General features: G+C 60.1%; 9 protein-coding genes. 6 read left to right on the forward strand and 3 right to left on the reverse strand.

Annotated features, from left to right (window positions below; all coding sequences use genetic code 11):
- Positions 1–5: 5 nt before the first annotated feature.
- Positions 6–1,487, reverse strand: coding sequence for a glycoside hydrolase family 1 protein (locus HMPREF2674_RS07725; protein WP_070825479.1), 1,482 nt, complete (start codon positions 1,485–1,487; stop codon positions 6–8).
- Between the two features lie 205 nt (positions 1,488–1,692).
- Complete coding sequence (locus tag HMPREF2674_RS07730) at positions 1,693–3,183, reverse strand: anion permease (RefSeq protein ID WP_070825352.1); 1,491 nt, start codon at positions 3,181–3,183, stop codon at positions 1,693–1,695.
- Between the two features lie 250 nt (positions 3,184–3,433).
- Between HMPREF2674_RS07730 and HMPREF2674_RS07735 the strand changes: the two genes are divergently transcribed.
- The 6 genes from HMPREF2674_RS07735 (at position 3,434) to HMPREF2674_RS09165 (ending at position 12,226) form a co-directional block, all read left to right on the forward strand.
- The gene (locus HMPREF2674_RS07735; protein WP_070825353.1) at positions 3,434–4,132 is read left to right on the forward strand and encodes a lipoate--protein ligase family protein; all 699 of its coding nucleotides are present in this window, start codon (positions 3,434–3,436) and stop codon (positions 4,130–4,132) included.
- A 69-nt stretch (positions 4,133–4,201) separates the two neighbouring features.
- The gene (locus HMPREF2674_RS07740) at positions 4,202–5,092 is read left to right on the forward strand and encodes a fumarylacetoacetate hydrolase family protein (protein WP_049347339.1); all 891 of its coding nucleotides are present in this window, start codon (positions 4,202–4,204) and stop codon (positions 5,090–5,092) included.
- An 818-nt stretch (positions 5,093–5,910) separates the two neighbouring features.
- Positions 5,911–8,802 (forward strand): Rib/alpha-like domain-containing protein, encoded by a 2,892-nt coding sequence (locus HMPREF2674_RS07745; protein WP_246826202.1) that lies wholly within the window; start codon positions 5,911–5,913, stop codon positions 8,800–8,802.
- A 115-nt stretch (positions 8,803–8,917) separates the two neighbouring features.
- The gene (locus tag HMPREF2674_RS09580; RefSeq protein ID WP_049332473.1) at positions 8,918–9,331 is read left to right on the forward strand and encodes an ArsR/SmtB family transcription factor; all 414 of its coding nucleotides are present in this window, start codon (positions 8,918–8,920) and stop codon (positions 9,329–9,331) included.
- 131 nt (positions 9,332–9,462) lie between these two features.
- Entirely contained in the window at positions 9,463–11,496 is a 2,034-nt protein-coding gene (gene thrS / locus HMPREF2674_RS07755; RefSeq protein ID WP_070825354.1) for a threonine--tRNA ligase, read from the forward strand.
- 220 nt (positions 11,497–11,716) lie between these two features.
- On the forward strand, positions 11,717–12,226 hold the full coding sequence (locus tag HMPREF2674_RS09165) for an HXXEE domain-containing protein (RefSeq protein WP_080975566.1): 510 nt from the start codon (positions 11,717–11,719) through the stop codon (positions 12,224–12,226).
- A 378-nt stretch (positions 12,227–12,604) separates the two neighbouring features.
- Here the strand turns inward: HMPREF2674_RS09165 and HMPREF2674_RS07760 are convergent, their stop codons facing one another.
- Positions 12,605–13,612, reverse strand: a complete 1,008-nt coding sequence (locus HMPREF2674_RS07760; protein ID WP_070825355.1) for a GIY-YIG nuclease family protein — start codon at positions 13,610–13,612, stop codon at positions 12,605–12,607.
- Positions 13,613–13,690: the final 78 nt, after the last annotated feature.

Here is a 13,690-nt window from a genome sequence, read left to right on the forward strand (position 1 = left end):
ACCAGTTAAAGCTCCGCTCCGTTGCTGGCAATTACCTCGCGGTACCAGTGGAAGGACTTCTTGCGGTAACGCTCCAGGGAGCCGGAGCCGTCGTCGTTGCGGTCCACGTAGATGAACCCGTAGCGCTTGGACATCTGCGCTGTCGAGGCGCTAATCATGTCGATGCAACCCCAGGTGGTGTACCCGAGCACGTTCACGCCGTCCTCAATCGCCTCGCGTACCGCGTGCAGGTGCTGGCGCAGGTAGTCGATGCGGTAGTCGTCCTCCACGGTGAGCTCACCGTTCACCTCGACCAGCTCGTCGCGGGCGCCCAGGCCGTTCTCCACGATGAACAGCGGCTTCTGCCAGCGGTCCCAATACTGGTTGAGGACCACGCGCAGGCCGGTCGGGTCAATTTGCCAGCCCCATTCGCTCGCGGGCAGGGTCGGGTTCACCACGCCGCCGAGGATGTTGCCTTCGCCGCGCTCGCCTCGTGCCGGGTCGCCGGACGCGCAGGTGGACATGTAGTAGCTGAAGGACACAAAGTCTACGGTGTTCTTCAGGTCCTCGCGGTCCTGCTCGGTGATGTTCAGCTCCACGCCCTTCTCACGCAGGGCACGCAGGAAGTAGCCGGGGTAGGCGCCGCGCACGTGCACGTCACCGAACGCGAAGTTCGCCTGCTCCGCCTGCATGGCGGCGAGCACGTCCGCGGGGTCGGGGGTGAGCGGGTAGGTGGGCATGGCAAGAATCATGCAGCCGACCTGGGCGCCCGGTGCCAGTTCGCGTGCCGCAGCGGTGGCGCGTGCGGAGGCGACCAGCTCATGGTGCATTGCCTGGTAGAGGTCGGCGTCGCTGAGCTGCTCCGCCGGGGTGTTGATGCCGCCGGACATGAACGGCAGGTGCAGCATCGAGTTGATTTCGTTGAAGGTCAGCCAGTACCTCACGCGCTTGCCGTAGCGGGCGAACACGGTGCGGGCGTAGCGTTCGTAGAAGCCGATGAGCTCGCGGCTGGTCCAGCCGTTGTACTGCTCGACCAGGTGCAGCGGGGTTTCGTAGTGGCTGAGGGTGATGAGCGGCTCCATGCCGTGCTTTTCGAGCTCGTCGAGCACGCGGTCGTAGAAGGCGAGGCCCGCCTCGTTGGGGGTTTCTTCGTCGCCGCGGGGGAAGATACGCGACCAGGCGATGGAGAAGCGGAAGACCTTAAAACCCATCTCCGCGAGCAGGGCGATGTCTTCGCGGTAGCGGTGGTAGAAGTCGATGCCCTCCAGCTTGAGGTTGTCCTCGGTGGGTTCCGCGGTGCGCGGGTACAGGCCGCCGGCGGGCAGCACATCCTGCAGGCTGGGGCCCTTGCCGTCTTCGTTCCAGGCGCCTTCGAACTGGTTGGCGGCGGTGGCGCCTCCGAAGAGGAAACCGGCGGGGAACGCGCCGAGCGGCTGCGGCTCGGTCAGCGCCGGGTCGGAGTTGGGCAGAGCGGTGGTTTGGGCGGTGATGTGCTGGTCCTGATGCACGGCGTCCTCCAAGGTGCTGTGGGTCTTTCTTCTACCCTAGCGGAGGGGGTGGGGGATTACTAGGTTTTGCGCTGTTTGGGACGCTATCGGGCGCGCAAAAGCCCGGTGTTCTCACACGAAAATTCACGTGAGAACACCGGGCTTTTACGCGGTGCTCCTATACAGCGCTTTTACGCTGAGCTAAGCCGCCGCGGGGTCTGGGCCGCTAGTTGGCGAAGCCGAGCGCGAACAGCCACGCGGTACCGACCGCACCCCAGACGACGAGGTTCACGATAGCCGCCATGAAGCCGATCTTGAACCATTCGCCCACGCTGAAGTAGCCGGAACCGTAGTACACGCCTGCGGGGCCGGAGGCGTAGTGGGTGATGCCGCCAATCAGGTTGCCCATGAAGCCGAGGAACAGTGCCGCGAACATCGGCGGAACACCCGCCGCGACGGCCGCACCGAGGAACACAGCGTACAGGGCCACGATCTGGGCGGTGTTCGAGGCGAACATGTAGTGAATGAAGAAGTAGGCCAGAACCAGCACGGTGAAGGCCAGGGGCCAGGCCATGCCGCTGACGCTGTGGGCGGCCTGCTGGCCAATCCAGTCCACGACCTTGAGCTTCTTCAGGTGGTCGGCCATGCCGACGAGCACGGCGAAGAAGATGAGGGTGGACCAGGCGCTGGAGTTCTTCGCCATGTCCTTCCAGGTCAGGACCTTGGTCACCAGCAGAATACCGATGCCGAAGAAAGCGGCGCTGGTGGCGTCAATACCCAGTGCGGTACCGGTCACCCACAGGATTAGCAGCAGCACGAAGGTGCCGAGCATAATCCATTCCTTCACGCTCATGGGGCCCATTTCGTGCAGTTCCTCGCGCGCGTGCTCGGGTGCGTTCGGGGTCTTTTTGATGGTCGGCGGGTAAATCTTCGACATGATCCACGGCATGACAATCAACGCGGCAAGACCGGGAACGATGGCTGCGAGCGCCCAGGTACCCCAGTCGAGGTTGATGTTGTGGTCGTGTGCGAACTTCTGTGCCAGCGGGTTACCCGCCATCGCGGTCAGGAACATGGCGGAGGTGATGGTGTTGACCTGCGCCTCAGTCATGAGCAGGTAGGAGCCGAGCTTACGGCGTGATTCGGGGGTTTCGTTGGTGGAGCCGTTGACCTCGGAGAGGGAACGGATAATCGGGTAAATCACGCCACCGGCACGCGCAGTGTTGGAGGGGGTGGCGGGGGCGAGAACCAGGTCGGTGATTGCCATACCGTAGGACAGGCCGAGGGAGGACTTGCCGAGCGCACGCACGAACAGCAGTGCGATGCGCTTGCCCAGACCCGTAATGAGGAAGCCGTCGGCGATGAAGAAGGCGGCCACGATAATCCAGATGGAGGAGTTGCCGAAGCCGGTCAGCGCCTCATTCTTGGCGGCCATCGTGCCGGTAATCATTGCGGCGCCCAGGCCGACGAGCGCCACGGACGGGGTGGGCAACGGCTGGAAAATCAGGCCGAGAATGGTACCGACGAAGATGGCGAGCATGTGCATGCCGCGCGGGTCGACGCCTTCGGGGGCGGGAACGAACCAGATGGCGAGGGTGACGGCTACGATGATGGCAACCTGCACGATAAGTTTCGTGCGCTTGGACTTCGCCGCCTTCACCTCCTCGGCGGATGCGGCGGTGGGCGCCGCTGCGTTGGCGGGGGTGGACTGTGTCATGGTCCGATCTCCTTTGCGAACCGTACAGGTTGGCGCGCTCGGGGAGGGGTTCTCACCGGGCGCGGAGTGCGTTTCTTCTGCGTTGTCATGCTGTGTCTATGTGCTCGGTGCGGCTGTGTGGGGTATCGCACCCTAGCACCTTTAATCTTAGCGTTTGGTGGTGCCGTGCTAAAGGGGTAAGCCGGCGCATTTGAACAGGTGAGCATTTTTCTGCGCGGGCGTTTTCGCAGCCGCCGGTAAGATAGAAAACGTGCAGATTATTCGAGAAACCACACCCGAGTCGGGTGATATCCTCATCCACCACGAGCAGACGGTGCAGATGCTCCGCGAGGTCGCAAGCGGCCAGCGCGAGGCGACCCTGCGCATGTACCAGCCGAACCCCACGGTGGCGTTCGGCCGCCGCGATGAGCTGAACCCCGGATTCGCCGATGCCGTGGCCGCGTGCGAGGAGCACGGCTTCAGGACCCTGGTGCGCAAGGTGGGCGGTCACGCCGCCGCGTACCACCGCGGATGCCTGGTGGTGGACCACTTCCAGCCGGCCACCGACGCCCGCAGCGGCAACACGGTGCGCTATCGGCTCTTCGGCTCCATGTTCGCCCAGGCCCTGCGCGAGGTCGGCGTGGATGCGCGCGTGGGCGAGATCCCGGGGGAGTACTGCCCCGGCGAGTACTCGGTGTACGCGCAGCTTCCCGAATCCGCCGGCGGCGGGCGCATCAAGCTGGTCGGCACGGCCCAGCGCGTGGTGAGCGGCGGCTGGTGGTTCAGCACGGGCATCGTGGTTTCCGATTCGGCCTCGCTGCGGGCGGTCACCGCGGATGTGTACCGCGCCCTCGGCATGGACCTCGACCCGGCGACGGTGGGCGCGGCGCAGGATGCGAACCCGAGCCTGCTCATGGAGGACCTTGAGGACGCCATCGTGGAGGCCTACGCGAGCCACGGCTTCAAGTAGGCGGCCCGAGCGGGAACCCCGGAACATCCGTATACAGTAAACGCACTAGAGTAAAGCAAAGGAGCGCATATGCGTTGGGGTCAGATTAAAGACGAGAAGGGCAGCCGCGCCGTCTGTTTCTTTGAGGAAACGGTCTACGAGCTGCCGGCCAAGTTGAGCCCTCTACTCAATTTCTACAGCCGGTTCCGCCTGAACTTTGGCGACCCGAAGAACGCGCTGTCGATTCTGAAGGAGAACGGTGCGACGGTCATGGGTCACGGCGAGCAGCTCTGGGAATCCCTGCCCTTCGTGCGGCCGCTAGATAAGCCCGGCAAGGTCGTGTGCGCGGGCCTGAACTACCGCGACCACGCCGAAGAGATGAACCTGCCGGTGCCCGAGTACCCGGCGCTCTTTGCGAAGTTCTCGAACGCGCTCATCGGCCCGAACGATCAGATTCGCATGCCCGCCGACGACGGCACGGGTAGCACGAAGGTCGACTGGGAGGTTGAGCTGGGCCTGGTGGTCGGGGTGCGCCTGCGCAACGCCACCGAGGAGCAGGCGCTTGAGGCGCTGATGGGTTACACGGTCATCAACGATGTGTCGGTGCGTGACTGGCAGGGGCGTTCTTCGGAGTGGTTCCAGGGTAAGAACTGGGATGCGATGACTCCGTTCGGCCCGGTCATCGTGAGCGCCGACGAGGTGGATCCGCTTGCCGGCCTGGAGCTGACCTGCGCGGTGGACGGTGAGGTGCGTCAGCGCGGCTCGACCGCAGACATGCTGTTCAGCCCCGCGTACCTGCTGTCGTATATTTCGCGGTTCATGACCCTTGAGCCCGGCGATATCGTGGCCACGGGTACGCCCGCCGGCGTGGGGCTTTCGCTGCATCCGCGCCGGTGGCTGAAGCCGGGGCAGGAGGTGCGCACCCGCATCGAGGGCATCGGCGAGCTGGTGAATGTCTGCTCGGAGGCAGGCGCGCTGTAGGGGAGTGCCTGCAGGATAGGGACGATGCGGGATCGGTTCGGCCGATACGGTTTCGTGCCGGTTCCTGTTGAAAAGGCCCGGATTGCGGCCCTTCGCACGGGTCCTCAGAAGGCCTTCAGAACCGAATACTTATGCATCCCATCCGCGTCGGCAAGGCGCGGGTGGGATGTCTTTTTATGCCTTATCTGCCTAGTGGAAACCGCGCAATGGGGATTACATTCTAGGGTAAGAAAAATTGCAGGGATGAATGATTACTCTGTGTGTAAGAGTGGGATTAGGGCGTAAAAACCCTCAACCTTTACCCCGATTTCACCCTCTCGCGAAGGGGCTCGGGGTGTTTGTGGCGGGGTGGCTGCGGGGGTGCAATGGGGCAGGAGTCCCAGGATGTGGCCAGGTGTGAGAAATTCAACATTTGTCATGTCGGGGGTCACGGTGGTCTTATTTGGTGCACCATTTCGGGGAAGGGTGCGGATTTTTTGTTTTTCGTCGGGAGTTTCCTCTGACTAGGAGGAAGGCTTAGGCACTCCGGTGCAAATTCTTTTGAATCGAACACCGGTAAATACATTACAGTGCAGTGATAATTCACCCTGAACCTAAACCTTTAGCGACTATACGAGTGGTTGTTATCACATTCTCGTTTTGCGCTTACCCCTCGGGAATCGGTAGGGTATGGGGATTGTCTGAGAGTTTCCTGGGAATTCCTGCCAGTTTCTCGGGGGCATCGCAACGCACTCGCAGACGAATATTTCACTCACGTCCGTGTTTGTTCATACAAACGCACTCACTCAAACAAGCCGACACGAACGGAAGAAAAACGCATGACCATTACTGCACCCAAAAACCAGGTACAGAACCCCGCGGTAGCCACTGCTGAGGCCGCCGCGCAGAACTTTACGCAGGCCCTCGCGCTAACCTCCGCGACGGGTCTGGCCGCCGGCTCGGAGCAGCACGCGAACCCGCGCGTTGCCGGCCGCCGCCGCGCATCCCTCGCCGTTACCGCGGCACTGGCCACCGCCCTCACCGGCGCCAACCTGCCGGCGACCTTCGCGGCTCCCGCCGCTTCGACGACCGCGCACAGCACCTCCGATGGAACCACCTGCGTTGAGGCCGGCCAGAAGAACGTGCCGACCCTCGCAACCCTCACCTCCGTGGCACCCGGCCCCACCTGCTACTGGAACGACGACCCGGCCGCCCAGACCATCAACACCCTGGCACCGGTGAACTCGTCCCTGACTCGGGAAAACCTGATTACCACCGAGAACACCTCGCCCCTGAGTGGCAAGCTCGCCAGCGACTCCTTCGCCGCGCAGAAGCTCACCGGCACCGAAGCCGTCGCCCCCAACAGCAGCGAGATTAGCCGCACCTTCCTCGAGTACAGCGCAGACGCCGGTAACCACCCCGTCACCACCGCCATTAACGCGGGTACCGTCCGTAAGGACCGCTCCCAGACCGTTGGCGCCCACGAGAACATCCCGACCCTCGCAGTGAACTCCGCCAACCCCCACCAGGAGTACGTCGAGGTCGTCTCCCGCGACCAGCGCGTCAACGCCAAGGCCGAGAATAAGCGCATCCTGACCGGCGGCGTGCCGATTCCGGGCTGGCTGGCCGAAGACCACGGCCTCTCGGGCGACCAGTCCCTCGCCCTGTACGACGAGGCGACCGGCATCTGGCGCTCCTACTTCAAGTTCGTGAAGGACGCCGACGCCCAGACCTACACCAGCACCGCCCGCGTACAGGTTGGCGGCGGCAACGCCTCCACCCCCACCAGCGCGAAGATTCAGTACGAGACCGTGGGCCGCGGCAACGCCGGCCAGACCGTGACCATCAAGGCCCCCGTAAGCATCGACGTGAAGTCCGGCAACGCCCGCACCTCGTACCCGATCGCGCGCGGCGCCAAGTTCCGCCTGGCCAAGAACGTGCCCGGCGCGTCCATCAACGAGACCACCGGCGAGATTACCTACAAGGTGCCTGCAGGAACCCGCGGCACCGTGGATATTCCCGTGGCAGTGGACTACCCTGCGACCTACCACGTCTCCTCGGGCGGCTACATGCTCGCCAAGCCCAACTTCGAGGGCGTGGGCGAGGACAACTACTGGCTGACCCTCAAGAACGGCACCTCCTCGGTCGTGGGCATGGCCAACGAGCTCACCCAGATTGGCGTGGACGAGCTGAAGGCCGGCAAGATCAACCACATGGTCTCCATCACCGCAGCCGACTACGCCGCCATGAGCGCCTCCTTCCCCGCGAAGGGCACCGACGGCAAGCTGGACCTTTCCAAGTACCCGAACGCACCGCGTGCCGGCCAGCGTGGCTTCCTGCCCGCCAGCTTCGACGTGGAGGAGTTCCTGGCCAACACTGGCCACGCGGACGACCAGCTCACCCGCATGATCCTGACCGCGATGAAGGAATACGGCTTCATCCTGACGGACCATAACCTCTTCACCAACGCCTTCAACCTGGAGGCCCCCAGCTCCTACGCGCCCTACGCCCGCCAGGGTAAGAACGTGTACAAGGAAGACCCGCAGCTGGCCGCCATGTTCGCGAACTTCGTGCCCAGCGGCTTTACGGGCAACCAGTTCCCGTGGCAGCAGGTGCAGTGGATGCCGGTGAACTACACCGAGTCCGCAGAGAACGCCGCCCGCCGCGAGGGCCTGCAGGTTCCCGAGACGAACGCCGCCACCGATGCGAAGACAGTCACCAACAACGCGGCAGATAACGCCGCCGATAAGGATAAGCAGGGCGCCGCGGAGAAGATTGCACGCCCCGTGACCGCACGCAGCCTGCGCGTTCGCCGCGCCACCGTGCGCACCCCGGATGCGCCGCGCATCAGCGACGCCGACAGCCAGGCGACCGCGGTGAACCAGGCCTCGGGCGCCGTGAAGTTCAGCTTCCCCGCTGACTCCTACGGCAAGACCGGAACCGGCTCCGGCGTGATTTACCAGCCGGCAGAGCATCACGCCACCGTCTACTCGGGTGAAACCGCCGTGGCGCAGAGCGTGCACCAGAGCCACAAGGTCTCCCCGAACTACCGTTACGCCCGTGACTACAATTTCCAGGAAATCGAGCAGACCCCGAACTTCCGCCCCAGCCGCTGGGTGAACAAGGAGAAGGTCAACACCGCTGGTGGCCAGTTCTCCAGCGCCGAGACCGGTATTCGTTTTGCCTCCAACGGCAAGACCGGCACCTACTCGATTGATCTGAACACCCACGAGGTCACCGGCACCACCTGGGACCTGCGCCGCGATAATGGTTCGAAGATTACTGTGAACCGCACCGGCAAGGCGCCCGCCCGCATGTCCGACGTGAAGGCGAAGAAGGGTGCAGCCGCGCAGCTGTACTCGATCCCGCTGAAGGTGCACGTTGTGGATAAGAACAGCCCGATTGCCCGCGAGGATTCGGTCTCGCTGTACTCGGGTACCACCCAGAACGTGGCGGTGCTGAACAACGACGAGGCTTCCTTCGGCGCGTTCAGCCGCGGTGAGACCGTGAAGAAGCTGGAGCTGCTGAACCAGCGCGGCCAGGTCGTCAGCTCCTACAGCGACGAGTACGGAACCTACCGCGTGGTGAACCTGCCCGACGGCACCCAGGGCATTGCGGTGACCGCCAAGTCGAAGCAGGGCTTCGCGCCGCTGGTTCGCTACCGCGCGGTGACCGACAAGGGCGTGAAGTCCTCCGAGGGCTACCTGCAGGTGGCCGTCGCTAACCGCTAGCCGGACGCACCAGCAGTATTAGCGCACATAGGGGAGAGGGGCACGTCAAGAAAGCACGCCGCGCAGGCGTAACTTCCTTGACGTGCCCCGCACCTGTACATAAGGTGAAAATACTATGACTAGCCACCACGAAGACCACCACGAAAATTCCGCCGAAGCTAACACCCACCACGCCGCCAACCACGCTACCGGGGCGCCCGCCTCTGCGCCTCTCTTCGAGGGGCGCGGCCCCAAGGACTGGGAGGAGCAGTTCGGCCCGTCCGTGGCGATCTTCTCGGCGCTCGCGAACCCGCTGCGCCTGGCCATTGCGCACCACCTGGTGCACCGCCCGCACAGCGTGAGCGAGCTGCACACCTGCCTGGGTATTTCGCAGCCGCTCGCCTCGCATCACCTGCGCATCCTGCGTGAGGCGCACGTGATTGACCGCGAGCAGCACGGCCGCACCACGATTTATCGCCTGAAGGACCATCACATTAGTCACATTGTGACGGACGTTCACGAGCATACGCGTGAGCATCATGCGGACTAGTCCGCCCTCAAGCTGAGCGTTGCCTGGGAGCCGTTGTAAGATGGTGTGTGTCCGTGCACCAGTACAGTGCGGAATAGTATGCGCACCCGCGGCGCCCCGAGCGGCCGCGAGCGCCTGAGTTAAGGAGACTTATGTCTGCCGCTGATTCTTCAGCAATTGTTATTAGCGTTTCTGGTGAGGAGCGCGAGGTCACCGCGAAGACTGCCGCTGAGCTGTTCGCTGACGACCCGAAGATCGTTGTGGCACGCGTGAACGGCGTGCTCGTTGATCTCTCCCACGAGCTGTCTGCTGGCGATTCCGTTGAGCCGGTTTTCATTCACGAACCGGACGGCCTGAACGTTCTGCGCCACTCCGCTGCGCACGTAATGGCGCAGGCGGTGCAGGAGTACCGCAAGGACGCCAAGCTGGGCATCGGCCCGTACATTACTGACGGCTTCTACTTTGACTTTGATGTGGCTGAGCCCTTCACCCCGGAAGATCTGAAGAAGATCGAGAAGTCGATGATGAAGATCATCAAGTCCGGTCAGCTGTTCCGCCGCCGCGTGGTCACCCACGACGAGGCTGTCGCCGAGATGGCGAACGAGCCGTACAAGCTGGAGCTGCTCTCCCTGACCCAGGGCCCCGGTTCTGGCGCGGATGCTGCCGAGGGCGCATCCGTGGAGGTCGGCGAGGGTGAAATCACCATCTACGACAACGTGCACCCGAAGACCGGCGAGACCGTCTGGAAGGACCTCTGCCGCGGCCCGCACCTGCCGAACACCAAGCTGATCGCTAATGGTTACGCCCTGATGCGTGCCGGTGGCGCGTACTGGCGCGGTTCTGAGAAGAACCCCATGCTGCAGCGTATTTACGGTACCGCTTGGCCGACTAAGGACGAGCTGGTGGCGTACAAGGAACGCATCGCTGAGGCGGAGCGCCGTGACCACCGCCGCCTGGGCCGTGAACTGGACCTGTTCTCCTTCCCGAAGACCATTGGCCCCGGCCTGCCGGTCATTCACCCTAAGGGTGGCGTGATTAAGCGCGAGATGGAAGACTACGTGCGCACCCGCCACATTCAGGAAGGCTTCCAGTACGTCAGCACCCCGCACATTTCGAAGGAAGACCTGTTCTACACTTCCGGTCACCTTCCGTACTATGCGGACGGCATGTTCCCGCCCATGGAGCTGGACAACGGTCATTACCGTCTGAAGGCTATGAACTGCCCGATGCACAACGAGATTTACCGTTCTCGTGGCCGTTCGTACCGTGAGTTGCCGCTGCGTTTCTTCGAGTTCGGCACCGTGTACCGTGACGAGAAGTCCGGCGTGCTGCAGGGCCTGACCCGCGTGCGCATGATTACCCAGGACGACTCGCACTCGTACGTGACCAAGGAGCAGGCACCGGACGAGGTGCGTCACCTGCTGAAGTTCATGCTGAGCCTGCTTGAGGACTTCGGCATGACCGACTTCTACCTTGAGCTGTCGACCCGCGACACTGAGGGTGATAAGAAGGATAAGTTCATCGGTACTGATGAGCAGTGGGAAGAGGCTACCGCGGTTCTGGAGCAGGTTGCGAAGGAGACCGGCCTGGAGCTCGTTCCGGATCCGGGTGGTGCTGCGTTCTACGGCCCGAAGATTTCGGTTCAGGCGAAGGACGCGATTGGCCGTACCTGGCAGATGTCGACTGTTCAGTATGACTTCAACCAGCCGAGCCGTTTCGGTCTGGAGTACCAGGCCGCTGACGGCACCGTGCAGGAACCGGTCATGATTCACTCGGCGAAGTTCGGTTCGATTGAGCGCTTCCTGGGCGTGCTGACCGAGCACTATGCGGGTGCGTTCCCGGCATGGCTCTCGCCGGTCCAGGTCATTGGTGTGCCGGTTGCTGAGGCGTTCAACGACTACATGACCGAGATCGCGGACAAGCTGCGTGCGCACGGCGTGCGTGTTGAGGTGGATTACGGTTCGGATCGCTTCACGAAGAAGATTCGTACCGCGTCTACTGAGAAGGTTCCGTTCATTCTGATTGCTGGCGGTGAGGATGCGGAGCACGGCGCTGTTTCGTTCCGTTTCCGCGGCAACAAGCAGGAGAACGGTGTGCCCGTGGATGAGGCTGTGGCACGTATTGTGGAGCATATCCGCAACCGCGTGAACGAAGACCCCAAGCCCAGCACGGAGGCTGCTGAGTAGTACTAGGCTTTCTGGTCTAGCTCATATATAGAAACCACCCCCTTTGCGGCGACAAGCTGCGGAGGGGGTGGTTTCTTTGTGTATTCTAAAAAGAGGAGTGTTCCAGTCTAAAATTTTTCACCACGGTCTTATAATTGAAATGATGATTATATTTGAAAAATAATAACGACAAGGAATTATTTGGTCTATGTAATTAAATCTAGATATCTGGAAGGTGAAAGTGGAAGTAAATCTGTGGTTGTTTCCTGTTATTTTTATGGTCCATGAGATGGAGGAGATAGTAGGTTTCAGGGTATGGTTTGAAAAAAATCTTGACCTAATAGAAAAATATAGCATCCTTCGAAAATTGTATAGAAACTTCAGTACTGAAGGGTTTGCGGTTGCGGTTCTTGAAGAATACGTGATATGTATTGCGGTGACCTATGTGGCTACAATATGGAAAATGTATGTAGTGTGGATAGGTGTGTTTATCGCATTCTTGATACATTTATTAATTCATATAGCGCAAAGCATCGTAGTAAGGAGGTATATTCCGTCGCTAATTTCAAGCATTGTACTTTTTCCGGGTAGTGTTTATTTAGTATATAGTTCCGTTGAATATTTGGGGCTTACTTTTGAAAGTATAGTTGCAGCATCCATTCTGTGTGTAATTTTAATGTTTCTAAATTTGATATTTGTTCACTGGATAATGGGGGTAGTGACTCGTAAAATTGATAATAAAACACAATGAAAAGATGTAGCACGAAACAACCGTCAGATTCCTCTCAATTTTGGCGATTTTCTCGATAGATCAATATTATGTATACTGTAGATATTTAATATAGCCCTGAAATGGCGTATCGCTGTTGATTATTGAGGGAGCACGAGCGTATGAAGTCGAATAAGTATGTTCCTGTTGGGATGTTGTTCTTGATCCTGGCAATTATCTTGAATGTAGTGTCAAATATCAGCGACCTGGTGCTTGGAATTCTCTATGGCATCTCAATAGCAGTATTGATTATTGGACTATTTAATAGTCGAAAATAAGTGCTGTAGCAGACGAAAATGGACCCGGCAGACTATCCATCAGATAGCCCGCCGGGTCTTCTCATACACAGCACACAGGGGATTAGTTCTGAGAACCGTCAAGGTTCTGCAGGAACACACCCAGCGAAATGTTCGGATCAGTTTCCAAAACCCAATCCGCATTACCGCTCGAAGCGCCGCCCAGAACAAAACGGGAAGCAGCAGACTGGCTTGTAAACTCAATCGGTTTCACAATCTTCAAACCATCCAGGTGACCGGCGGCAACCTGCTCAGCGCGGGTAACTTCCAAAGCCTCCAAATCCTTCAGATAGCGCGCCTCGGCCTTCTTCGGTGCACGCACCGGCAGAAGCTCACCCTCAAATACCTCAACGCCCACACGAGTACCAGAGATATTGACAATCCGAGCGCGAGCCGGATGCTTCAACTCCTTGCGCTTAATGCGGAATACTGCATCAGCCAAGGCGGCAGGGAGTTGAGCTTCTTCCGGCTGAGAAATAGTAGAAGAATCATCAGCCGGTGCATTCGCTGTTGCCTCTGTACCCGTCGACTTAGCCTTCTTCGGGGTGATGGGCTCAAACATGCGGTGACCACTCGCGCGTAGCATCAGTAGAACTTCAAGGACGAGGGAACGCAGAATTGCTTTCTTCACTTTTGCGATATTTCCGGCGAAGGGGATAATGCCATTCTCTAGACGATATCTGCCAACCTTCTGAGCCTCACGACAGAACGCGCTTTCCAGGTAGTTCAGTTCCGTCGCTTCCCAAGAATTGTCGGTGGAAGTAATCAGATACGCGGTATCCCAGAAATCCTTAGAGCGGTCATGCTCACGAATACGGCCTATCAGCCCATTTCCATTCAGGCGTTTTGCCGCCTGGCCAACATACAGGCGGGGGTCGTTTGCTGAGGAATTCGTGAGGAAGTAGATACCGGAGAAATGCAGTTCCTCTTCGTTTTTATATTTCTCAAGCAGAGTGCGGGGGAGCTTATCAATCGTGATGTTTCGGTTATAGAGCTGGTAAGTAACACGCTCTACAACATCGCCCTCCCAAAGAGTTGTATATAGCCGAACAGTAGCCGGGGTGATAGACACGGTGCTCCTTCGCTGCCGTTGTGAGTGAACAATCGAGATGAGACCCTTATAGGGTTCCTGAGTAGCAATAATACAGGG

The sequence above is a fragment of the Rothia sp. HMSC062F03 genome, from assembly GCF_001836905.1.
Taxonomy (GTDB): domain Bacteria; phylum Actinomycetota; class Actinomycetes; order Actinomycetales; family Micrococcaceae; genus Rothia; species Rothia mucilaginosa_A.

Excerpts from the sequence above, each read along its gene's own strand:
- HMPREF2674_RS07730 (WP_070825352.1), bottom strand. The coding sequence starts at position 3,183 with ATGACACAGTCCACCCCCGCCAACGCAGCGGCGCCCACCGCCGCATCC.
- HMPREF2674_RS07740 (WP_049347339.1), top strand. The coding sequence starts at position 4,202 with ATGCGTTGGGGTCAGATTAAAGACGAGAAGGGCAGCCGCGCCGTCTGT.
- HMPREF2674_RS07745 (WP_246826202.1), top strand. The coding sequence starts at position 5,911 with ATGACCATTACTGCACCCAAAAACCAGGTACAGAACCCCGCGGTAGCC.
- HMPREF2674_RS09580 (WP_049332473.1), top strand. The coding sequence starts at position 8,918 with ATGACTAGCCACCACGAAGACCACCACGAAAATTCCGCCGAAGCTAAC.
- thrS (WP_070825354.1), top strand. The coding sequence starts at position 9,463 with ATGTCTGCCGCTGATTCTTCAGCAATTGTTATTAGCGTTTCTGGTGAG.